At 59.5% G+C, this 21,868-nt stretch carries 20 protein-coding genes; 12 read left to right on the top strand and 8 right to left on the bottom strand.

Translation table 11 applies throughout. The annotated features are described in order from the left end of the window. Nucleotides 1–80 precede the first annotated feature (80 nt). The 3 genes from IT444_04015 to IT444_04005 all read left to right on the top strand — a co-directional run bounded on the left by IT444_04015 (nucleotide 81) and on the right by IT444_04005 (nucleotide 3,314). The gene (locus IT444_04015; GenBank protein ID MCC7191930.1) at nucleotides 81–893 is read left to right on the top strand and encodes a (Fe-S)-binding protein; all 813 of its coding nucleotides are present in this window, start codon (nucleotides 81–83) and stop codon (nucleotides 891–893) included. Nucleotides 894–963: 70 nt separating this feature from the next. Continuing rightward, nucleotides 964–2,583, top strand: coding sequence for an iron-sulfur cluster-binding protein (locus IT444_04010; GenBank protein MCC7191929.1), 1,620 nt, complete (start codon nucleotides 964–966; stop codon nucleotides 2,581–2,583). 44 nt (nucleotides 2,584–2,627) lie between these two features. Beyond that, nucleotides 2,628–3,314, top strand: coding sequence for a lactate utilization protein C (locus IT444_04005; GenBank protein ID MCC7191928.1), 687 nt, complete (start codon nucleotides 2,628–2,630; stop codon nucleotides 3,312–3,314). A 55-nt stretch (nucleotides 3,315–3,369) separates the two neighbouring features. On the opposite strand, the gene IT444_04000 is transcribed toward IT444_04005, so the two are convergent. Both IT444_04000 and IT444_03995 read right to left on the bottom strand, forming a co-directional pair. Next, the gene (locus IT444_04000) at nucleotides 3,370–4,446 is read right to left on the bottom strand and encodes an esterase-like activity of phytase family protein (protein MCC7191927.1); all 1,077 of its coding nucleotides are present in this window, start codon (nucleotides 4,444–4,446) and stop codon (nucleotides 3,370–3,372) included. Between the two features lie 135 nt (nucleotides 4,447–4,581). Then, a complete protein-coding gene (locus IT444_03995; GenBank protein MCC7191926.1) occupies nucleotides 4,582–5,007 on the bottom strand; it encodes a universal stress protein in 426 nt (141 codons plus the stop codon). 210 nt (nucleotides 5,008–5,217) lie between these two features. On the opposite strand from IT444_03995, the gene IT444_03990 reads away from it, so the two are divergent. Next, a complete protein-coding gene (locus IT444_03990) occupies nucleotides 5,218–6,705 on the top strand; it encodes a magnesium chelatase (protein MCC7191925.1) in 1,488 nt (495 codons plus the stop codon). Between the two features lie 62 nt (nucleotides 6,706–6,767). Here the strand turns inward: IT444_03990 and IT444_03985 are convergent, their stop codons facing one another. The 4 genes from IT444_03985 to IT444_03970 all read right to left on the bottom strand — a co-directional run bounded on the left by IT444_03985 (nucleotide 6,768) and on the right by IT444_03970 (nucleotide 11,528). After that, nucleotides 6,768–7,310, bottom strand: a complete 543-nt coding sequence (locus IT444_03985; GenBank protein ID MCC7191924.1) for a hypothetical protein — start codon at nucleotides 7,308–7,310, stop codon at nucleotides 6,768–6,770. Between the two features lie 9 nt (nucleotides 7,311–7,319). Further along, nucleotides 7,320–8,717, bottom strand: a complete 1,398-nt coding sequence (locus tag IT444_03980; GenBank protein ID MCC7191923.1) for a glycosyltransferase — start codon at nucleotides 8,715–8,717, stop codon at nucleotides 7,320–7,322. Further along, nucleotides 8,714–9,859, bottom strand: a complete 1,146-nt coding sequence (locus IT444_03975; protein ID MCC7191922.1) for a glycosyltransferase family 4 protein — start codon at nucleotides 9,857–9,859, stop codon at nucleotides 8,714–8,716. Before IT444_03975 ends, IT444_03980 begins: the two co-directional genes overlap by 4 nt. Before the next feature lie 151 nt (nucleotides 9,860–10,010). Continuing rightward, nucleotides 10,011–11,528 carry a hypothetical protein gene (locus IT444_03970; GenBank protein MCC7191921.1) on the bottom strand — a complete coding sequence of 506 codons (1,518 nt, stop codon included), beginning with the start codon at nucleotides 11,526–11,528 and terminating at the stop codon, nucleotides 10,011–10,013. Between the two features lie 92 nt (nucleotides 11,529–11,620). On the opposite strand from IT444_03970, the gene hpnC reads away from it, so the two are divergent. The 3 genes from hpnC to IT444_03955 all read left to right on the top strand — a co-directional run bounded on the left by hpnC (nucleotide 11,621) and on the right by IT444_03955 (nucleotide 15,159). Then, nucleotides 11,621–12,658: a squalene synthase HpnC gene (gene hpnC / locus IT444_03965; GenBank protein ID MCC7191920.1), complete on the top strand. Its 1,038-nt coding sequence runs from the start codon at nucleotides 11,621–11,623 to the stop codon at nucleotides 12,656–12,658. After that, complete coding sequence (locus IT444_03960; GenBank protein ID MCC7191919.1) at nucleotides 12,655–13,623, top strand: phytoene/squalene synthase family protein; 969 nt, start codon at nucleotides 12,655–12,657, stop codon at nucleotides 13,621–13,623. The genes hpnC and IT444_03960 overlap by 4 nt, the downstream gene beginning before the upstream one ends. Before the next feature lie 99 nt (nucleotides 13,624–13,722). Next, nucleotides 13,723–15,159 carry an FAD-dependent oxidoreductase gene (locus IT444_03955; protein MCC7191918.1) on the top strand — a complete coding sequence of 479 codons (1,437 nt, stop codon included), beginning with the start codon at nucleotides 13,723–13,725 and terminating at the stop codon, nucleotides 15,157–15,159. A 67-nt stretch (nucleotides 15,160–15,226) separates the two neighbouring features. Here IT444_03955 and IT444_03950 read toward each other — a convergent pair whose 3' ends face one another. After that, nucleotides 15,227–15,868: a redoxin domain-containing protein gene (locus tag IT444_03950; protein ID MCC7191917.1), complete on the bottom strand. Its 642-nt coding sequence runs from the start codon at nucleotides 15,866–15,868 to the stop codon at nucleotides 15,227–15,229. 559 nt (nucleotides 15,869–16,427) lie between these two features. Between IT444_03950 and recA the strand changes: the two genes are divergently transcribed. The 3 genes from recA to IT444_03935 all read left to right on the top strand — a co-directional run bounded on the left by recA (nucleotide 16,428) and on the right by IT444_03935 (nucleotide 18,899). Next, complete coding sequence (gene recA / locus IT444_03945; protein MCC7191916.1) at nucleotides 16,428–17,528, top strand: recombinase RecA; 1,101 nt, start codon at nucleotides 16,428–16,430, stop codon at nucleotides 17,526–17,528. A gap of 171 nt (nucleotides 17,529–17,699) precedes the next feature. Continuing rightward, nucleotides 17,700–17,942: a hypothetical protein gene (locus IT444_03940; protein MCC7191915.1), complete on the top strand. Its 243-nt coding sequence runs from the start codon at nucleotides 17,700–17,702 to the stop codon at nucleotides 17,940–17,942. A 168-nt stretch (nucleotides 17,943–18,110) separates the two neighbouring features. Next, entirely contained in the window at nucleotides 18,111–18,899 is a 789-nt protein-coding gene (locus IT444_03935) for a TatD family hydrolase (protein ID MCC7191914.1), read from the top strand. 54 nt (nucleotides 18,900–18,953) lie between these two features. On the opposite strand, the gene IT444_03930 is transcribed toward IT444_03935, so the two are convergent. Continuing rightward, nucleotides 18,954–19,334 carry a PilZ domain-containing protein gene (locus IT444_03930; GenBank protein ID MCC7191913.1) on the bottom strand — a complete coding sequence of 127 codons (381 nt, stop codon included), beginning with the start codon at nucleotides 19,332–19,334 and terminating at the stop codon, nucleotides 18,954–18,956. A 164-nt stretch (nucleotides 19,335–19,498) separates the two neighbouring features. Between IT444_03930 and IT444_03925 the strand changes: the two genes are divergently transcribed. Together IT444_03925 and rph are read left to right on the top strand one after the other, a co-directional pair. Further along, the gene (locus IT444_03925) at nucleotides 19,499–21,037 is read left to right on the top strand and encodes a polysaccharide biosynthesis protein (GenBank protein ID MCC7191912.1); all 1,539 of its coding nucleotides are present in this window, start codon (nucleotides 19,499–19,501) and stop codon (nucleotides 21,035–21,037) included. A 101-nt stretch (nucleotides 21,038–21,138) separates the two neighbouring features. Further along, nucleotides 21,139–21,849, top strand: coding sequence for a ribonuclease PH (gene rph / locus IT444_03920; GenBank protein MCC7191911.1), 711 nt, complete (start codon nucleotides 21,139–21,141; stop codon nucleotides 21,847–21,849). Nucleotides 21,850–21,868: the final 19 nt, after the last annotated feature.

Raw genomic sequence — 21,868 nt, 5'->3', positions numbered from 1 at the left:
GGCTATACGGGAAAAGACGCACCGGTTGTTATCCACCGGCTCCGTTGTGTTCCCATATCTTCGCCCCTAAACTTCATCGCATGAAGGTGTCGATTTTTATCACCTGTCTGTCGGACACGTTTTATCCGCGCACCGGAATTGCAATGGTCAAGGTACTTGAGCATCTGGGGTGTGAAGTGGACTTCCCGCAGGCGCAGACGTGCTGCGGGCAGCCGATGTACAACAACGGCTTCCACGATGAATCCCGCGAGCTGGCCAAGCGGATGATTCAGGTCTTTGAGAACTCGGACCACGTCGTCACGCCTTCCGGCTCGTGCGCCGCCATGGTTCGAGACTACTACCCTGAGCTTTTTCACGGCGACCATGCGTGGGAACACGACGCGCGAAAGTTCGCCGACAAAACCTATGAGTTCATCGAATACCTGGTCAAAGTGCTCAAGGTCGATCTGACGCAGCTGGGTGCCAAATGGAAAGGCAAGGCTACGTATCACTATTCGTGTCACCTGCGCGGCATTGGCATCACCAATGAAGCCGAGCAGATCATCCGGCAGATTGACGGTCTGGAGTATGTGCCGCTGGAAAAATCCGAGCAGTGCTGCGGTTTCGGCGGGACGTTTGCGATGAAGTATCCGGACATCTCAGGCACGATGGTGCGCGACAAGGTGGCGTGCATCGCGGCGACCGGCGCGCAGACGGTTATCAGTAATGATGCCGGTTGTACGATGAATATCTCCGGATCGTGTCGGCGAGAGGGAGCGGGCGTGGCGTTTAAGAGTCTGGCGGAAATCATCGCCGAGAGCCTCGGCCTGATGGAGCGGCACGACGATTATCTACATCCGGCTGGGCAGAAACCACGGACAGCCATTGCGGGCTGCGGCCCGATCAAGACGTGAACGGCTCGGATATGTGAATGATCCGGATGTGAAGGAGTTGCAAGGCGACTCACCTACGACTGATGGAATTATGAATCCCGCGTCTTTGCCCAAATCACCGCCGCCCGAACCGAAGGACGTACACGTATTACCCGGCCCGACCGATGGCTCCGCGTTCACCGGTGCCGCGATGGGGCAAGGCAATATCACCGAGATTCACGACACCAACCCGCTCGATGTCACGCTGCCTTACCACATGCAGCCGCGTGTGGAAAAAGCCACTCACGACGCGCAGCTCCAGCAGTTCGTCAACTCCGCCACTTTGAGCAAAGATCGCGCACGCAAGCGCATCTGTCTCGAAGCCTTTGGCGACAACTACAACCGCATGCGTGAGCTGGGCGGTCGGATCAAGCAGCACACGCTCGACCATCTCGATTACTACCTCGAACAATTCGTCACCAACGCCGCCGCAGCCGGTGCAAAGGTTCACTTTGCGGAGACGACGGATGAAGCGAACGGTATCTGTCTCGACATCGCCCGGAAGTGCGGCGCGAAGCTCTGCGTCAAGAGCAAGTCGATGGTCACGGAGGAAATGCACCTGCTGCCGAAGCTGGAGTCGATCGGCGTCGAGACAGTGGAGACGGACCTGGGGGAGTTCATCCTTCAGCTTGATAAGGATGCGCCGTCGCACATTGTGCAGCCGATGATCCACAAGGACCGCGCCGCCACCGCCAGAGCGTTCACACGCGAATTGCATGTCGAATACACCGAAGACCCCGGAAAGCTCTGCCAGATCGCGCGAAACCTGCTGCGGAACAAGTATCGCCAGGCGGATATGGGCATTTGCGGCGGGAATTTTCTCATTGCCGACACCGGCACCGTGGTGATCTGCACGAATGAAGGCAACGGCCGTCTGTGTACCAGTGCGCCGCGCGTGCTGGTCGCATTTGTCGGCATTGAAAAGCTGGTGCCCTCGCTGGAACATCTGGGCGTCCTGCTTAAGCTGCTCGCCCGCAGCGCGACCGGCCAGCCGCTGACGGTTTACAACCACTTCATGACCGGTCCCAGGAGACCTGACGAGCATGACGGCCCGGAGGAGATGCACATCATCCTTGTGGACAACGGCCGGGTGAAGACGCTTAAGGAGGAGACGCGCGAGATGCTGCGCTGCATCCGCTGCGGCGCATGCCTGAATACGTGCCCGGTGTATCGCAAGATCGGCGGGCACGCCTACGGGTCGGTTTACTCCGGCCCGATCGGAGCGATTCTGACGCCGATGCTCAAAGGTCTGGGAAATTACCCCGACCTGCCGCACGCCAGCTCGCTCTGCGGCGCTTGTTACGAGGCATGCCCGGTCAAGATCAACATTCCCAAGTTTCTGATCCAACTGCGACGGGATCAGATAAAACAGAAAATCACGAGGTGGCCGGATCGCCTGATTTACCGGGTGTGGGCTGCGACGCTGCGTAACAGCCTGACCTATCGCCTCGGCGGGTGGATGCAGAAATGGATGTTCCGTCTCCAGGCTCGCGGTAACGGCTCGCTCGGACGCGCAGGCAGCGATCCCTACGCCTCGCGCGGCTGGCTCAGCGATGCGCCCGGCCCGGTCAAGAGCTGGACCCGTGAGCGCGACATGCCGACGCCGCCGGCACGAAGTTTCCGCCAATGGTGGGATGAACACGAAAAAGATAAAAAGTCGAAAGAGGCCTGATTGCCCGGATCGTGGCGTGGAAGTCGAGCAACGTGATGAATGAGATGAAAGGACATTTGGGTGCCGATCCAGCTGAGTTCATCGCGAGGGTGCGTGCCGCGCTGGGTCGGAGCCGAACTGAGCCTGCCCCTCCTCCGCCTGCGGTGGATGAGACGATTGCGCGACTTGCGCGGCCGAGTGATGATCTCGTCGCATTGTTCGAGAAACGCGCAACACTCGTGGGCATGAAAGTGCGCCGGATCAAGTCCGCCGACCTGACCCGCGAAGTTCTGGCTGTGCTTGAAAGCGTTTCCGCTCGGCGCGTCGTGGTCGGCGTCGGAAGTCTTCCTCAGGCTCTTGGGCTTAAGGAGTCGATCCGACGCAAGGGCATCGAAGTGGTGGACTGGCAGGCTGCGCCCGGACTGGATACCCAGTACGACACCGATGCGGGCATCACCGATGTCCATGCTGCGCTTGCTGAGACCGGAACGATGATCTGCAACAGCGACGCCGGTCACAGTCGCGGCCTGAGTCTGATCCCGCCTGTCCATATCCCGCTGGTGCGAGCCAGCGATATTCTCCCTGACATGCTGGATTACTGGGCACGGATCAAGGGCAAGCGAGGAAGGGAACTGCCCAGCAGTATGGCCTTTATCACCGGCCCATCCAAGACCGCGGATATCGAAGGGGTGCTGATTACCGGTGTCCACGGCCCGGGCGCGGTGCATGTGATGCTGGTGGAAGACGCATGAAAACACGTCGCTGATCCGCCGGGTCAGCGGGTGAAATGACGCTGGCTTCGTCTGTTCACTTTTCCAGATCAAGTTCGAATGACACGACGCTGTTACCCAGTACGCCGTTGCCGTCGGTCACACCGATCAGCGTGCGGTTGCCGTTTTTTATCTGCGGCCCAAGGGCAAGGCCTTCGAGGTTACCGACCGAGCCGGACCAGAGCAGCATTTTTCTGACCGGGGTGAACTCCTGACCTTTGAGGCCCTGAGTGTTGCTGTTGATGTCTGTCGCGCCGGCAAAATCGACCAGGTAAATCCGCGACTCAAGCGATGAGACGATGCTTTGATTGAGAAACGACCGCTCCAGCACCAGCAGCCGTCCGTCAGGCAGCGCGACCAGATCGCTCACACCGCTACGGCTTTCAAGTTTGCCGACGCTCGGCACCGGCAGCAGACCGGTGGGAATCGGATCGGTCTCATACGCAAATTGTGAGGAGACCGCGTAGGTTTTCATGGCAGGAATGATCCGTACCAGCCGCACGATCGTGCCTCGCTCCTTGGTGGAAGTGTCGCCATCGACGGAAAGTGCTTCCTCGTTGGCGGTCCATATTTCCCCGCCGTCGGCAGTCATCGTGAGTGATTCGAGGCCGAGATTACCCCGCCGCTGCGCGAAGACGACCGGCATTTTTGCTCGTGCTGTGTATTGGCCGGTCTTGAGATCAAACTTGCGAATGTCCGGCGGTTCGTTTCCCTCGCCTTCCTGTGACAGCAGCACCATGTTTTTTTCGTGCGGGCTGACGGTGATGCCTTCAAAATCGAGCGATTGGTCGAGCGACAATCCGCCTGCGATGCTTGCCGACTGAATCTTGCCGTCTTCGTGCAGATTGATGCGCAATGCGACCACGTGGTTGGAATTGTCCATCACCGCCAGATAGCGGTTGTCCTGCATCCAGACGATTCCGCTGAGGCCCGTGACTTTGAAACTTTTTTTATTTTGATCGCGTGCGGAGGAGCCGAGCGTCACGGTGGAGAGATACTTGACCGAGGAGGCGGGTTTTGTGGTCTGCGCGGAGACGAAAGCCGGGAAGATCAACGCGAGGACGACCGCTGGAATGCAGCGATAGATCGTGCAGCGAGGGGGAGCATGCCGCATCGTCTGGACAATAGCCAATCGGTTGCAGGGGTGCGTTACTTGCCTGCGGAGTCTGGTGGTGTGTCGCGGTTCGAGCATTCGACTGCTGAATATCTCAGAGCATCCCAAGTCAACGGCTCAGCCCGACGGCGCAACTCAGATCATGCCTGACCAGTTCGCCGGGCAGAGCAGGACGGGCATGTCAGCCATGCGGATGATGTTACCCGGCACGTCGCCTGCGATGAGACGCTTGAAGACACCTTTACCCGTCAGCCCCAGCACGATCATCGTGCAGCTTCGGTCCTTGGCGGTTTTGATGATGGCCTTGGGCACGTCATCGGCAAAAAGCATGACCTGTTCGCAGCGAACGCCGGCGGCACGCAAGCCCTCGGTCAGCAGTTTCAGCGTCTGCTCACCGCGTTGTGTCGCGTCTGACTCATGCTCGTCCTCATCCTGCGTCTGCGCGACATGGGCGACGACTACTTCCGCGTCGAGCCGCTTGGCCATGTCCGCGATCGGCGTGGTCAACTTTTCGCTGGCCCACGGCGAACTTACAGCGATCAGGAGCTTGCTTCGACTCAAAGGGGCACTCCTAGTACTGATAAACGGATCAAGCCATCATGATAACGGGGTATCAAGCGATGAGCCAACGTCGGCCATTCTATCGGAGCCTGGCTGGGAACCAGCTTGAGGCGGTTGTCGATTTCGCTTGCTTGCGGCAAGAATCATTTCTTTGACTTCCCCGCACGGCATCTCTAGCGTTTGATGACCGTCATCGGTTCCTTGTCAGGAATGGGAAGCAACATGCCGCATCACCCGCAGCCCGCCACGCTTGGCCAACTCAGGCGTACACCGTACCGCTACCGGACGGTCAAGCAGGAGCTTCGTGACAACCTGATCGCCCGACTCAAAAGCAGCGAGCCGATTTTTCCCGGCATCGTCGGCTATCGCGCGACCGTCCTGCCGCAGATCATCCATGCCATCCTCTCGCGCCATGACATGCTGTTCCTGGGACTTCGCGGGCAGGCGAAAACACGCATGCTCCGAATGCTGCCCGACCTGCTCGATGAATGGATTCCCGTGCTGGCGGAACTGGAGATTCCCGACGATCCCCTCGAACCGATGACCGTGATGGGCAAGCGCGTCGTGCGTGAGCAGGGTGACGACGCGGCTCTCCGCTGGCTTCACCGTTCCGAACGCTATCACGAAAAACTCGCCACGCCGGATGTGACCATTGCCGACCTGATCGGTGAAATCGACATCATCAAACATGCGGAAGGGCGATACCTCTCCGACGAATCGACCATGCACCTGGGGCTGATTCCGCGCACGAACCGGGGACTTTTCGCCATCAACGAATTACCCGATCTGGCACCGCGCATACAGGTCGGACTCTTTAACGTGCTGGAGGAGCGCGACGTGCAGATTCGCGGATATCCGATCCGTCTGAGTCTGGATGTCTGCCTCGCCTTTTCGGCCAACCCGGAGGATTACACCAACCGCGGCCGGATTGTCACACCGCTGAAGGATCGCATCGGCTCGGTCATCCGCACGCACTACCCGCAGACGACGGAGGAAGCACTGGCGATCACCCGCGCCAATGCGTGGATCGATCGCGGAAAGTCCTCCGCAGGCCAGACGGAGCGCACTCGCACTCATGCAGCACAGAACGGCACGCCGGAGGTGGTGATCCCTGAATTCATGCACCGCATCCTGGAGGAAGCCGTCGCCCTGGCGCGCAAAAGCCCGCACATCAATCAGGCGTCAGGAGTCAGCGTCCGTACCAGCATCGCCTGTGCGGAAAACATGGTGTCGAGCGCGGAGCGACGCGGAATCATCACCGGCGAAGCGCGGGTCGTGCCCCGCATCTGCGATCTGCAGCATCTGGTCGCCAGTTGTCGCGGGAAAATCGAGCTGATGCTCGCCGAGGATGGACAGGGCGGCGAAGATAAACTCGTCGTCTCACTCCTGGGTGAAGCAGTCAAAGCCGTCTTCGATCAAATCAGCGATATCGACGACTACGAGGAAATTTCCGATCAGTTCAAGGACGGTCTGACCATCGCGGTCGGTGACGAAATCCCGGCTGCGGAGCAGGTCGCCAACATGAAACATGTGACCGGCCTGCACAAGGCCGCAGCGGACCTGGCCAAGCGGTTGAAGCTCGATGCCAAGGACGAACAAAACCTGGCGTGCGCCGGTGAGTTCATCCTCGAAGCACTGTACGTCAACAATCGCTTGAGCAAGAGCGCGACTTCGAGCGGATCGAGCTATCGCGGATGAGAGAAGAATCGAGTTGCTGAAATGAGCTACCGCAGCGATCACCGGCGTGATCGTTCACAACGTCAGGCACTCCTGCCGCGCACCAGTCCGACGAGTAATTCCGGGTCGGGTGAATGGCGAGACAGATGGCTGGATCGCGGCTCGGACATTGAGCGGCTGTTTTCTTCGCCGTGACCTGAATACCTGAGTGTCGGTCGGCCGCCTTTGCCGTTGGTAGAGGCCAGGCGCGCTGTCCTGACGCGCTCGCGATGGTTGAGCCAGAGCAGGCCGAGAATCGCGAGGTTGTAGAGAAAGATCATGCCGATCAACCCGTGCAGGGCGAACTCCTTAGGCTGCAAGTCGAGCTGATGATGGAAAAAGAACACATCGCCCCAGCGGTGCAGCCAGCGTTCGAGCCCCTTGTCGCCGAGTGTGGCTGCGAAGGGCAGCGAAGGGAAATCGACGCGCCAGAGACGGGGCATGTCGGGGATGATCGCCCACATGCCGCCAGCCGTCATAGCCAGCGGGATCCACTTCCAGCCTTTGCGGAAAATGGCGCAAGCGACGGCCCCGACGCCGCCGGTGCAGGCCATTCCGATCGCAAAGTGCATGGAGGTCCAGGCCATAGGTAATGCTCAGGCCGCGTGTTTCTGTCGCGGTGGAAATTCTTTCGGCAATTTTGAGGCGAGGGTTTCGCCGGATAACTTCAGATCGGAATCTGCCCGAAGTCGATCGACCCAGGTCAATAACTGTCGTGCTGCATGATTCCAGTGGTGATGAGCTTCGACCCATTTTCTTGCCGACTCGCCGAGCCAGATCGCACGTTCGGTGTCGGACCAAAGCCCGGCGATGGCGGCGAACCACTCCCGTGGCTTGTTGCAGACGATCACCGGTGCAAACTCCGCGCCGAAATCCAGACCGCGCACCGCCACGGGTGAAGCGACGATGGGTAATCCCATCGCGGCTGCTTCGAGCAATTTGTTCTTGATCCCGCCTCCGCAACGCATGGGCAGGACGGTCACCGCCGAGTCGAAAGCCAACTCACGAATATCAGTGACTTCTCCGATGACGCTCACCCCCGGCACACTGGCTAGTGCCGTGACGCCGGGCGTGGGATTTTTCCCTGCGATACGCAGCGTGGCGTCCGGGAAGCGTTGACGCAGCGATGGCCAGACCGAACGGACAAACCATGTGACGGCATCGACATTAGGCTCAAAATCCATCCGTCCCCAGAACGACAGCGAATGCGGTTGTGCCGGGTGGCGGTAGGGCGGCACGGATGCCGGTTGGAAATAGTTCAGGTCCACCCCGTTGCGGATGGTCACTGCGTTTTTGACGCCAGTGATTTCTTTGAGCAACAGCGTGTCGAGCGGGCTGACACCGATTGCACCATCGAGTCCGCGCGCGAAAAATTGTTCCAGTGCTGTATGCAGTGCGAGCGTGCGCATCCGAAAGCGGAACAGCCGAAGCGGTTCCCGACGCAGACAGGAGAGATTGAAAAAGACGAGTTCATCCGCGGCATACCAGACACGCTGCGGAGCATTGATCCGGTGCTCGTACTTCTCCTGTCGGCTGTCCGTCGAACTCAGCGTGGAGATTTCTGGAGTGCTTCGGACCTTCCGGGTGGACGGCAGACCGCGAAGCATCATCACGCTGTGAAGTCCGACGCCGATAACGACAGATGGGCGATGTTGTCGGACCAGGTCGATCACCCCCGCCAGGCGGGAAATCTCCAGCCCTTGATGGCTGGCGATTTTTTTTCGCATGATTGCGCCGGGTCCGCGCCAGTTGCTCTTGAACTGCCTGATCGATTCCGCTGACTCGTCAGGCCAGGGGAGTATCAGTCGTCGCAGATCGGGTGTGGCATCGATCGGTGTCGGCTGCATGCAGGCGACGCCTACGCGAATACCCAGACGCGCTGCCGCCAGCGCCATCTGCGCTCCGTGAATTTTGCATCCCTGATCCTGAGGCCAGAGCGCGGACTCGCTGACAAAGAGCACATCCACGGGAGATGGAGTTGCGGCCTCGGTCATGCGGCGGACCTCATTCCGCCGCTGACTTCGACGGCTGCTTCGGCGCATTGAGCGAAGCGTTCCGCGGTGTCCCGCCAGGTGAACCGGCGTGCGGATGCAGTGCCCAGAGCGATCAACTCATTTCGCAGCGCGGTGCTGGTCATCATTTCCGACAACCCACGCGCGATGTCGGCAAAGTCGTAAGGGTCCACGAGCAAGGCCGCGTCGCCGGCGACTTCGGGCAGGCTGGTGCAATCGCTGGTGAGTACGGGTGTCCGCGCTGTCCAGGCGTCGAGGATCGGCAGGCCGTAGCCCTCCGACAGGCTTGGAAACGCCAGAACATCTGCCGCGCTCAGGAGCGTCGGAATGTCCTCCTCAGGTGCGAATCCGTGCATCACGACGGAATGGGCGACGCCGCGAATCTGTGCGAATGCGCCATAGTCCTCGAACGATTTTTTATCGAGTCCCACGATCAGCAATCGCCACTCGTCCCGGATGGCAGAGGGGAGCTGCGCCCATGCCTCGATTAACCCAAGCGTGTTTTTCCTTGGATCCGCTGCGCCGAAATGCAGGACATACGGTGCATTGATCTCATAGCGGCGGAGTACCGGCATCCATTCGTGCTGCGGTACGTGTTTCATCGCGCTGTCGGCTGGCCAGGGATTAACGGTGACGCATGCCTTATCCGCACCGAACTCGGCGGTCAGTCGCTCCCGCGTGTAAGCCGACGGCGTGATGATCCATGCAGCACGACGGCAGGCGCTGCGCACAGCCGCCTCGAAGCGATGGACTTCTTCAAGCGGATGACTGTCCGGCATGTCGAGCGGGATCAGATCGTGAATGGTCACCAGCGCGGGGATCGGCAGCCAATGGGGTGAGGTGTTAGCGGGGCAGTGCAGGAGGTCCGCGCCGCCGCGCCACGCCGCCATCGGCAGGCGGACACGTTCCCATGCGCCGAGTCGGTCGCCGAGCATTTCAATGTGACGCGGTTGCGCGAATGGCGCGGGAAGCAGGTCGTCGTTGATTTCCGCTTCACGGTGAAAAGCGGTGACGCTCCACTGTGGTCGAACGGTCGCCAAGGTGCGGTAGAGGTCGAGAAGATTTTTTCCCGTTCCTCGTCGCTGACGGCGATAGATGGTGCGGGCATCAAGCGCGATTCGCATGGAATGGTCCCGGCAGACCAGCGGAGTCCCGGGTAGTTATCGACGCAATAGGGGCGCCAATTAACCAGCACAACCGTTACAGGCGGAAGTTTGGTGCAGACAGGTTGAGACTTCACGAAAGACTTGACATCCAACCGCAGGCGGGAAACGGTCAGGGCGTTTTTTTCACTGACTCGTTCATTATTTTCAACCGCTCACGCAAGGCTTTTTTCGCGGTCTTGAGCTGTTCGTTCTCGTCGCGTTCCTTGTAGTAATCGTCGAGCGGAAAACACCCGGAGATGATGCCGCTGCGCGGAGCTGTGGTGCAGTCGCTGAAGGTGCGGCAGAGGAGCTTGGCTTTGCGCAGTTCGCCGTATTCGAGCGTGTCGGCGGGGAGGTCAGGATAGGAGAGCACCATCCGGCCAAGTCCGACGAAATCCACCCAGCCGTCACGCACCACCGCCTGCGCGACGTGCGGGAGATATTCCTGAAAATAGGTGTAAGCGGTGCCGACCATCGGCAGGCCGGATACCGCCTTTTTCAACTCACGCACAACATTGACCTGACGCGCACAGCCGACGATCGGATCTTCCGGCGGCTGGTAGCCGTCGCTGGGCGGGAAAAACGCCGGCCTCTGAATATGCGGCACGTAGTAGGGACTTCCCGCGGAGATGTTGACGATTTCCACCTTCAACTCGTCACGCATCATGGTCAGGAGCTGGATCGGCTCGGTCAGGTCTATCTCCAGCGGGTTGTCACGTTTGCACCCAAAGCCGGCGTAAGGCAGCGCGTGATGAAATTCGTCGGGAATACCCGGCCCCATCCGGTCGCCTTCGCCGCGCAACGGATCAGGGTGATAGGGCGGCCGGTCAAAGATGGAAATGCGCACCCCGATGAGCAGACCGGGGCAAGCGGCACGGATGCCCTGGATGATCTCACGCATGAAGCGTGTCCGTCCCGTCAGGTCGCCGCCGTAGGGGCCGGGTCGTGTGTACGCGGACAAAAACTCGTGGCCGAGATAGCCGTGACAGGCCTTGATGTCCACGAACTGAAATCCGATCGCCTGCGCCATCTTCGCCACGACGATGTATTGGTCGATGAGCCACTTGATCTGATCGTCGGTGAAGACAACAGAGTCGTCATCCGGCTTGATGTGAAATTTTTTATCGAGCACCGGGTGGTGATAAGCGATGCGCGGCTCGAAACGAGTCTTGTCGTTGGGCTTGCAGAATCGCCCGGAGTGTGTGAGCTGAAGTCCTACGAGCAGGTGGTCGAGGCTTCCCATTCGCTGACGGTGTGAGGCCAGCAGAGCGTTGAGCAGATCCCGCATCGGTTCCTGATTTTCCGGGCGGTAGTAGAGCTGGTTCGGATTTGCCCGGCCGTCAGCCTGCACCGCGAAAGCCTCGCCGCCCCAGATCAGTTTCGCACCGCTGAGGCCAAAGTGTTTCCAGCGGCGCGTAGTGTGTTCGCTAGGCCGGCCGTCGGGCGTGCCGTCCCATCCCTCCATGGCGTGAATACACCAGCGGTTTCCGACAGTGAACGACCCAACCTTACAGCTTTGCGCCATCGGGGAACCTTGCGCAGCTGAAAGAATCCGATCATCGGTCGGCAGGTTGAGGGAAAGTTTGGTCAGTTGCGAGCGGAAGGCTGCCAGATCTTTGAACTGTGCGATGCGGGGAAACTGAGACATTCGCAACCTCGGTAAAAACGAGCGACGTGTCGATTATAGGAAAAACGCCTGAATCAACCCGTCTCGCATATGATGTGAGGTTCGGAAGCATCATGCCTCAGACCATCCTTGACCAACTCGACACGTACGGCCCGGAGCGTTGCCAGCGGCTCGATTACCAGCAAGCGGTCCGATACACGCGCGATCTGGCGAAGACGCATTACGAAAACTTCAGCGTGGTGAGCTGGTTTTTACCTCGGCGTCTCCGCGATGACTTCCGCCATGTTTACGCCTTCTGCCGCTGGGCGGATGATCTGGGTGACGAGGTCGGCGATCCGCGGAAATCGCTCGAACTTTTGGATTGGTGGCGGCGTGAGCTTGACGCCTGCTACGCCGGCGAGCCGCGTCATCCGGTGTTTGTGGCGCTGCAGCCGACGATCCGCAGACATGACATACCTCGCAAACCGTTCGACGACCTGATCGACGCTTTCAGGCAGGATCAGACAATCAATCGCTATCGCTCCTGGGAGCAGGTGCTCGACTACTGCACACGAAGCGCGGATCCCGTTGGCAGGCTCGTGCTCTACCTCTGCGGATACCGTGACCCGGAACGGCAGAAGTGGAGCGATGCGACCTGCACGGCACTTCAACTGGCTAACTTCTGGCAGGACGTGCGACGCGACATCCTCGAACGCAACCGCGTCTATGTGCCCAGTGAAGTCGCCAGTCGTCACGGTCTCGATATCGAAACGATGGTCCAAGCGGTGACGCTCGACGCGCCGCGAAACGGGCAAGCCCAGTGTGCCGCCTGTGACACCGCTTCACCGGGGATTCACGCGATCCTGCCCGCCTATCGAAACACCCTGCGGGAGTTGTGCGAGCGCACATGGCCTCTGTTCCATGACGGGCACAAGCTCTGGCCGCTCGTCGCGCCGGATGTCCGCGTGGATATTCAACTTTTCTCTCGCGGCGGCGAGTCGATTCTCCGCATGATCCAGCGGCAGGATTACAACACACTGGAACGTCGCCCCTCGCTCTCAAAGGTCGCAAAAGTCGCCTTGATGATGCACGCGGTGGCGGGAAAGGTTTTTTCCGGCTGGCGTGATGACGGCCAGCCGCAGCATCCCGTGGGGGAAGGGTCGCACGGATGAGTACCACGCGGGCGGAATCGTTGTCGGGAGTTGCGCCGGGTGTCGCTGCCCATGATGACGCGCTGGTGAAATCCTTTGCCCATTGTCAGCGGGTCGCGCGGACGCAGGCGCGGAATTTTTATTACGGCATGAAACTGACGCCTGAGCCGAAGCGGTCAGCGATGTACGCGATCTACGCATGGATGCGCGCTGCCGACGACCTGGCGGACAATGCCGCCCGCGGCCCGGAGACGCGAGCAGCGATCGACCGCTTTCACGGATTCACACACGATGCCCTGTCGGGCCGTCGTCCGGGCCGTGCCGCCTGGCGTGATGATGATTCCGATCATGCGACGATGTGGCCGGCAGTTGAAAAAACTTTGCGCGATTATCAAATCCCCGGCCGATACCTCGACGCGATGATCGAAGGGCAATTGCTGGATCAACACCAGAACCGTTACGAAACTTTCGCGTCGTTGGATGACTACTGTTACAAGGTGGCAGGTGTTGTCGGGCTGACCTGCATCACGGTGTGGGGCTATACGGGCGGTGATGCGACCTGTGAGCTTGCCAAGACGCGGGGACTGGCACTGCAACTGACAAACATCCTGCGTGACCTGATCGAGGACGCGCGGCGGGATCGGGTCTATCTGCCCGCTGACGAACTCATCCGGTTCGGCTACGAATCCAGCGAGGAATTCCGACAGGCGATCCTGCGGCAGAACGCTGACGATCGGTTCGATCGTCTGATGGCGTTTGAGGTGAATCGGGTACAGACCTGTTACGACCGTGCTGCGAGTCTGGAGAGCTTTGTTACTCCCTCCTGCCGGCCGACGTGCTGGGCGATGATGAAGATTTATCACGGCCTGCTGGTGAAGATTGCGCAGAATCCCCGCCGTGTGCTGACGCAGCGTGTGCGGCTGACCGGTCTGGAAAAGGCGATGATCGCCTTGCGGGCGACGTGGAAGCGAAAACGCGGAGATTGAGATGAACCGGTCGAGTAAAGCGATGGCCGACACGTCGGCACAATCAAGTGCGGCGTCGATGCACGGGATGTACGGCTGGAAGGGGCGTGGCTGATCCCGATGCCTTCATCGCAGCCGTTACAGACGACGTTGATCCTTGGCGGCGGACTTGCCGGAATCGCTGCCGCGGTGCGGCTTGCGCAGGCCGGCCGAGCTGTCACGCTGGTGGAGACACGCAAGCGGCTGGGTGGCCGGGCGACAAGTTTCGTCGATCCGACCACGAAAGAGACGCTCGACAACTGCCAGCACGTTCTCGTCGGATGCTGCACCAATCTGATGGATCTGTACCGACGGCTCGGTGTAGCCGATGCGATCGAATGGCACCGGCGGCTCTATTTCGCTCTGACAGATCGCAAGGGTGAGACGCGGATTGACCAGCTCGAAGCGGACGACCTGCCCGCGCCGCTGCACATGACGCGATCGATGCTGGGGTTTAAGAATCTGACGCTGGCGGAGAAGGTCGCCATCTCGCGCGGCATGCTTGCGATGATGCGGATGGGTAAGGACGGACGTGAGGCTCTTCATCATGTCACCTTTGCCCAGTGGCTTGAAGCGCAATCGCAACCGGCCGGTGCGATCAGGAAGTTCTGGGCGGTCGTGGTGATCAGCGCGATCAATGAGCTGCCTGAGCGCATGTCTGCGGGCTACGCGATTCAGGTTTTCCAGGAGGCATTTCTTTCCAATGCCGGTGCCTACGTGATGGGGCTGTCCTCGGTGCCGCTGGTGGAGTTGTATGGAGCCGCGGAACGATTGATCGCTTCAGCAGGCGGTCGGGTGATGCTGGGCCGCAGCGTCGAGCGATTGTATTTTGACGGTCATCGCGTGACGGGGGCGGAGCTGGATGGCGGCGAAAAGATCGAGGCGGATCATTTCATCTCGGCCTTGCCCTTTGATCGGCTGGCGAAAGTTTGCCCGCCGGAGATGTTTGCTGTGGATGCGCGGCTGCATGTTGCAAAGAACATCGGTGTCAGTCCGATTATCGGCATTCATCTCTGGCTGGAACGTGCGGATGGTCGTCCAGCGATGGAACTGCCGCATGTCATCCTCATGGACAGCCCGCTCCAGTGGGTGTTCAACAAAGGCATGGATGAACCGCCCAGCCGTGCGCAACACCTGCACGGCGTAATCAGTGCAGCACACGATCTGGTTGACACCCCGGCTGAGGAAATCGCAGCGATGACAGTCGCGGAAGTGCGCAAGATTTTCCCCGCTGCTCGTGATGCGAGACTTGTTCACTCTCGTGTGGTGAAGGAAAAGCGGGCGACCTTTTCCGCGCTGCCTGGATTGGAAGCGATCCGTCCCCGTGCGGTCGGAGCCATCGACAATCTGCTGCTTGCGGGCGACTGGGTCAAAACAGGCTGGCCGGCAACGATGGAAGGCGCGGTACGCAGCGGCTACGTCGCGGCTGCGGCTGCGATGGGGAACGACAAGCCCGAAGCATCGCTGGTGGCTGACATGAAACCCTCACAGCTTTACACCCTGATCGAAAGCACCTGAAATAAAAGGCAGGCGAGTGTAAACCCGCCTGCCTTCGACGCTGCTGAAGTTTTCAAGCACGTCCGGCTTACTTGTTCTCCCGCTTGATCGAGCATCCGATGCTTTTGGTTTCCGTTACGGGTGGCTCCTTGCCGGCTACCAGGGCTTCGAGTACGGGACGCAGGTATTGCTCCTCACTCTTGGTCGCACCGCGCGGACCGGTAGGGGCTTTTTCGACGCCTCCCTTGTAACGCAGGATCCCATCCGCATCGACGATGAAGATGTGCGGTGTGGTCGTCGCGTGATATTCATCAGCGATTTTGTTTCCCGGATCCTTGGTCACGACGTAGGGCACGTTTTCTTCTTTGAGCTTCGCCTTCACATTGTCCATCGATTCGTTCTTGTTGGCATTGATTCCCAGGAAGACGACCTCGACTATTTTGCCGTTGTGCTCCGTCTTTGCGAATGTCGTCGCGGTCTGGTTCAGATACGGCTGATAGGCTCGCTCCCACGGACAGGTCGTGCTCTGAAAATGCAGCACGACGATTTTGCCTTTGTAGTCGGCGAGCTTGTGGTCCTTGTCGTCGGACCCTTTAAGCTCAAAGGTCGGGGCGGGCTTGCCGATTTCCGGGCCGTTGGCCGGCTTCTCGTTTTCCTCTGCGCGCAGTTGCAGGGTAAGTACGAGGGAAAGAACAATCGCCGCAGCCAGCCAGAACCGGGAGTGAAGCATGATGGACTCCTTCAAAAGGGGATGAGATTGTCGCCTGGGGACTAACGCAGTGTACGAAGCAATGTTGCGGTGCGGTTCGCGCGGCAGATCAGACCGCCTCGCCAAAACGGTGAAAAATAAATGAACAAATTGATTGACTGTTAAAAATATTTTGATAAAATGCTGAGTATGAGACCAGCACGTACGACGCTGACGGAGTTTGGAAACTCGACCACGGGACGAGGGGGCAGGCGGATCGGAAGACGTATCCAGAATTTAACATATCTAAGCCCATCGTAAATAATGTCTTACAATCCATAACGTCAAGAGCTGGGTAATTATGAAGGCATTCGATGATGAAAAATGTTGGGGAAGCGACGCAGCGAGACCGCATTTCGTAAATGAAAAATGATTAAAGAGAGACCTTGACAGATACCGAACAAATAGTATCCTAACGTAAGCCGAACTATCGTCGCGGGTCAGCACACTTTTTGACACATGCAGGAGCAGCGTTATGGTGAGCGCAACGGGAAATCGTGCATCGGTTAACGGACACACTTCAACCAGCAGGGGAGTTGACATGGCCAAGAGCAGTACGAACAACACAGCGGCGGGCACGTCCGGCAACGGGGCGGACCCGGGTCGTAAGCGGGCCTTGGAGCAGGCGGTCACGCAGATCGAGCGGGCCTTCGGCAAGGGGTCGATCATGCGGCTTGATGATGATCCCACCACGGTCGTTCCCGGCATCTCGACCGGCTCGATCAGTCTGGACCTGGCCCTCGGCGGGCGCGGTATTCCCCGCGGCAGGGTCGTCGAAGTTTTCGGCCCCGAATCGTCCGGCAAAACCACGCTCGCGCTGACCGTCGTCTCCAACGCACAGAAAGACGGCGGCGTTGCGGCCTTCATCGATGCGGAACATGCGCTCGACCCTTCATGGGCACGTCGGCTGGGCGTCAACCTCGAAGACCTTCTTGTCTCGCAGCCGGATACCGGCGAGCAGGCGCTGGAAATCTGCGAGTTGCTCGTGCGGTCCAACGCGGTCGATGTGATCGTCGTGGACTCGGTCGCAGCCCTGATTCCCCGTGCTGAGATCGAAGGCGAAATGGGAGACAGCCACGTCGGGTTGCAGGCCCGTCTCATGAGTCAGGCCCTGCGTAAGCTCACCGGCGCGATTGCCCGCAGCAAATGCACCGTGATCTTTATCAACCAGCTTCGCGAAAAGATCGGCGTGATGTTTGGGAATCCTGAGACGACGCCCGGCGGCCGCGCATTGAAATTCTACGCCAGCGTTCGCATCGACATCCGCCGAACCGGCTCGATCAAGGAAGGCGAAGTCGCGGTGGGTAATCGTGTCCGTGCCCGCGTGGTGAAGAACAAGGTGGCTCCGCCGTTCCGTGATGCGGAGTTCGACATCATGTTCAACGAAGGCATCAGTGCCAGCGGCGACCTGCTCGACCTAGCCGTGACAGCTGAGGTGGTGCAGAAGAGCGGCGCGTGGTTCAACTTCAACGAAGTCCGTCTGGGGCAGGGTCGTGAAAACGCCAAGAAGTTCATCGCAGAAAACAAGGAACTCTTCGATGAAATCCGCTTGCAGGTGATGGAAAAGAAAGGCGCGAGCCTGGTCAAAGCCTCTGCGGGCGGCGACGGCGAAGTGGAGTCGGAAGAGGACGATGAGGAGTGAGCGGGGTTGATTTCACGGCATCAGTTGCGCCGTGTTCGCGATGGAATTCCACACGAGCTGGGATGGAGACGAGAATCGCACGGACAACTCACGCTGCCGTGCGTATGTGAACGATGACGCGGGTCCGCAAGTCGTGCCTCTGAATGGCTGGACGTACCGGGCTTACCTGAGATGGCAGAAACTTCTCATCCCGATCCCGATGCTCATGGACTTCCACCCGGCGCAGTATTACCCGATGCGAAGATTTACCGGCGGTCTCAGTTACGTGCGATTCTCATCACCAATGCGGCGGCCTTTGGCGTCGTGCTCGTGTGGTGGCTGCTCGATCGAAAATCTTGGACGACGACGATCGCCTTTGTCACACTCGCTGTTACGCTGGTCATCTCGTTTGTGCGGTGGGTGATATCGAGATAATTGATATTACTCCTGCGTAGCTAGGCGACTCTAAGCTACGGATTCCAAACTGCAGGTTGTCTGCTCGAAGAAACCGAAAGTCGAGCGTAACGGTCAACACGTATTCCCCAGTCCCGTCGATTGATTTTGCGTTGCCCTTTTTTCGCGTCAATCATATTTTTGACAACCATGATTGATACCCATTGCCATCTCACCTACACGCCGATTGCGGCACAGTTCGATGATGTTCTTTGTCGGGCGGCCGAGGCCGGCGTGGACCGCATGATTACCATAGGCACCGCGCCTCCCGATGCACTGGCTGCGGCGGAGCTGGCACGCGCCTATCCTCACATCTACTTCGCAGCCGGTCTGCATCCGCATTACGCGGGGCAATGGAAAGACCGGAGCGATCTGCTCGGACGACTGCGTGAGTTGCTGCGGCTTCCCAAAGTCGTCGCGCTTGGGGAGATGGGGCTGGATCGGCACTATCCCGATCCACCGATGGAGGATCAACGCCGCGCATTCGCCTGGCAACTGGAATTGCTCGCAGAGATTGACCGGCCGGGGTTTCCCTGCATCATCCACAACCGTCAGGCCACTGACGAGACGATCGAGATGATTCGCAGCAGCGGTATCGAGCCGTCACGCTTCGTGTTTCACTGCTTTACCGGTACTGATGAGGAACTCGACAAGATACTTGCACTGGGCGCGATGGTCAGTTTCACGGGTATCGTTACCTTTCAGAACTCCACAACTTTGGCGGCATCGGCGGCTCGCGTTCCTCTGGATCGCATCATGATCGAAACCGATGCCCCGTACCTGACGCCCGCTCCGCATCGGAAGGTCAAGGTGAACGAACCGTCCTACGTGCGTGTGACTGCGCAGTTCCTTGCGGGACAACGGGGAATGACACTGGAAGAATTCACGCGCGTGACGGATGCGAACGCGGAGCGATTCTTTGCGCTGAAGAGGGCGTGAAAGGAGGTCAGAGAAAATCACGAATGAGTCAGGTCTGCCAGCGAAGCCGCACCATTACGCGGCTTTGAGGCTGGACTGCGAGATGTAGTCTTCCAGCCGGCGACGATCCGTGCGGCCGGCGAAACTGTCAAAGGTCATACCCATGCGTGTCGGGCCGAGGTCTTCGCTGTCATCGTGACGGCGGACGACGTGGCCGCTGGCGGCAAAGGTGGTGTGTGGCGAGCCGGGGAGCATCGCTTTGACTTCGATCTGCGTTCCCGGTTCGAGCGGGCTATCGAGTTCAAAGCGCATCCCGGAATTGCTGATGTCGTAGATATAGCCTGACCATGAGTACCGTTCGTCACCGCGCCGACGGACACGCACCAGGGTGTACATTGCGGGAAGTCGCAGACGTGGTGCCTGGCGTGATTCGGCGGATCGGTTGGCGCGCGACATGAGGTGCTCCTTGGCGTAAGCAGTCAACCCTGATGTCATTGGTATCGTCTGGTGCGGCCTGGCAGTTTAAATTCGTCACAGGTTTCCCAACCGGAAAAGTCAGACCTGATGATTCGCCCACAACTGGGCCGATAACACTCCTGAGCGTGATCCAGGAGTTGTCCATGCCCAGTCATCGAAATGGGAGTCAAGCCACCACCCCTGCCAAAGCGTTGCGAGTCTTACTGATCGGTACCCCGGTGAGCGCAGCGCAACTGGCGCACAGCCTTGAGGTTGTGGAGCCACAGCCGCATATCGCGGGAGTCATTCTCACCAATGGTTCGGCAGGTACGACCCATGCGAGTCAAGGTCTGGGCACCTTGGATCAACTCGAACGGATCCTTGATGAGACGCACGCGGATCAGGTTTTGATTTCGTTACCTGCGGTGATGACCGCCGCCGCCGACGAGGCCATTCGTATTCTTGAAGTCCGCCGCCTTTCCTGGAGATTCATGCCCACGCTCGCTGACCAACTCGCCGGCCGTACCACGTTTACGCCGATGGGCGGCCGGGTATCCGCTGCGGCAATGGCCAGCCCGTTCGTTGATCCGGTGCGGCTTCTGAATCGTCGGCCGCACGACCTCGATGAGCATGCGATCCGACGAACGCTTGCGGATCGTGTCGTGCTCATCACGGGGGCGGGTGGCTCGATCGGTTCGGAGATCGCACGGATTGTCGCGCGATTCGGGCCGTCAAAGCTCGTGCTAGTCGAACGCTCCGAAAATGCCCTCTTTGAAATCGATCGTGAGATCGCGCGGGCGCACAGCAGGCTGGACCGGGCGGCGATTCTCCACGATGTAACGAACCGTCCGCGCACGCTGGGGGTGATCGCATCGCAGAAGCCAGCGGTGATCTTTCACGCTGCGGCACACAAGCACGTGCCGATGATGGAGGATCATCCCTCGGAAGCCGTGGAGAATAATTTTTACGGCACCCGCTCCATCGCCGACGCCGCTGCCCAGAACGGAGTGGATCGCTTCGTCATGATCTCGACGGACAAGGCGGTCAATCCCAGCTCGGTGATGGGCGCGAGCAAGCGGCTCGCAGAGCTTTACATTCAGCATCTCAACACACGCAGCGATACGAATTACTCGATGGTCCGCTTCGGTAACGTGCTCGGTTCGGCGTGCAGCGTGCTTCCGATCTGGTCGCAGCAAATCGCCCGCGGCCTGCCCGTGACCGTCACTCATCCTGATATGTACCGCTATTTCATGACCATCCCCGAAGCTGCTGGGCTGGTGCTTCAGTCGGCGGCACTTTCCAACGCGGATGGGCAGGGGGGCGGCGAGGTGTTCCTGCTCGATATGGGTGATCCGATCCGCATCGTCGATCTGGCGCGGCAATTCATCCGGCTGCAGGGACTGGAACCCGATGTCGATGTGCCCGTGCAATTCACGGGAATTCGTCCCGGCGAAAAGCTGTTCGAGGAGTTGGCTTACGGAGGAGAGAACATGATCGAGACGCCTCATGTGTCGGTGCGTATCTGGCAGACGCATCCGCCGACAGCGGCGAGGATGAAACAGATCATCACTACGTTTGACGGACTGCGCGATCCGGGAGTCGAAGGCGGCCATCCGTGGCAGCACGCCTCGCGCGAGGCGATTGTCCAGGCACTGCGCGCCGCGGTGCCGGAAATGGTGGACGCCGCCAGGGCAGCCGGCTGAGTCGGCTACGACTGAATGTTGGTCTGATGCAGCGCATTTCCCTGATACCGGGCTGACCTTGACGGCTTGGTGACTTCCTGATTGATCGGTAACCTGTCGCGATGAAGACTCGCCCAGCCCATCGGCTCCGGCCGACCACGATCGAACCTTTCGTCACTGCTGCCCCCGGCAGTGTCATCATCACCCAGGGGCACACGCGCGTGCTCTGCACCGCTTCGGTGGATGAGACCCCCAAATGGCTCATGCCCAAGCCCGGCAGTGATCCGTCGATACGACCTAAGGGCTGGGTCACCGCGGAATATTCCATGCTGCCCGGATCGACATCACAGCGGAAACGGCGCGGCGTGGACAGCCGAGGTACGGAAATTCAACGGCTCATCGGACGTGCGCTGCGGGCTTCGGTGGACCTGGAAAAAATGCCGGGTGTTGCCATCGCCTGCGATTGCGATGTGCTTCAGGCGGATGGCGGAACCCGCACCGCGTCGATCACGGGTGCGTTTGTCGCGCTGGCTCAGTGCATCGCCCACTGCCGTCAATCCGGGATCATTCAGGATGATCCGATCATTGGGCCGGTGGCTGCGGTGAGCGTGGGGATTATTGATGATGTCGCTCGGCTCGATCTGGACTATGAGCTGGATGTCCGGGCACAGGTGGATATGAACGTCGCCATGAATCACCGAGGCCAGTTTGTTGAGGTGCAGGGCACCGCCGAGGGAGCCGCGTTTTCCCGGGCGCAACTTGATCGATTGCTGACACTAGCGGCGGGGGGAATCCGTGAATTAATGAAAGTGCAGAGACGCACGCTCGCCTGAGCCGGCGCGTCGGGACAGT

This window comes from Phycisphaeraceae bacterium, from assembly GCA_020851465.1.
In the GTDB taxonomy this organism is placed as follows: domain Bacteria; phylum Planctomycetota; class Phycisphaerae; order Phycisphaerales; family Phycisphaeraceae; genus JADZCR01.
This window is presented reverse-complemented; position numbering and strand designations above follow the sequence as displayed.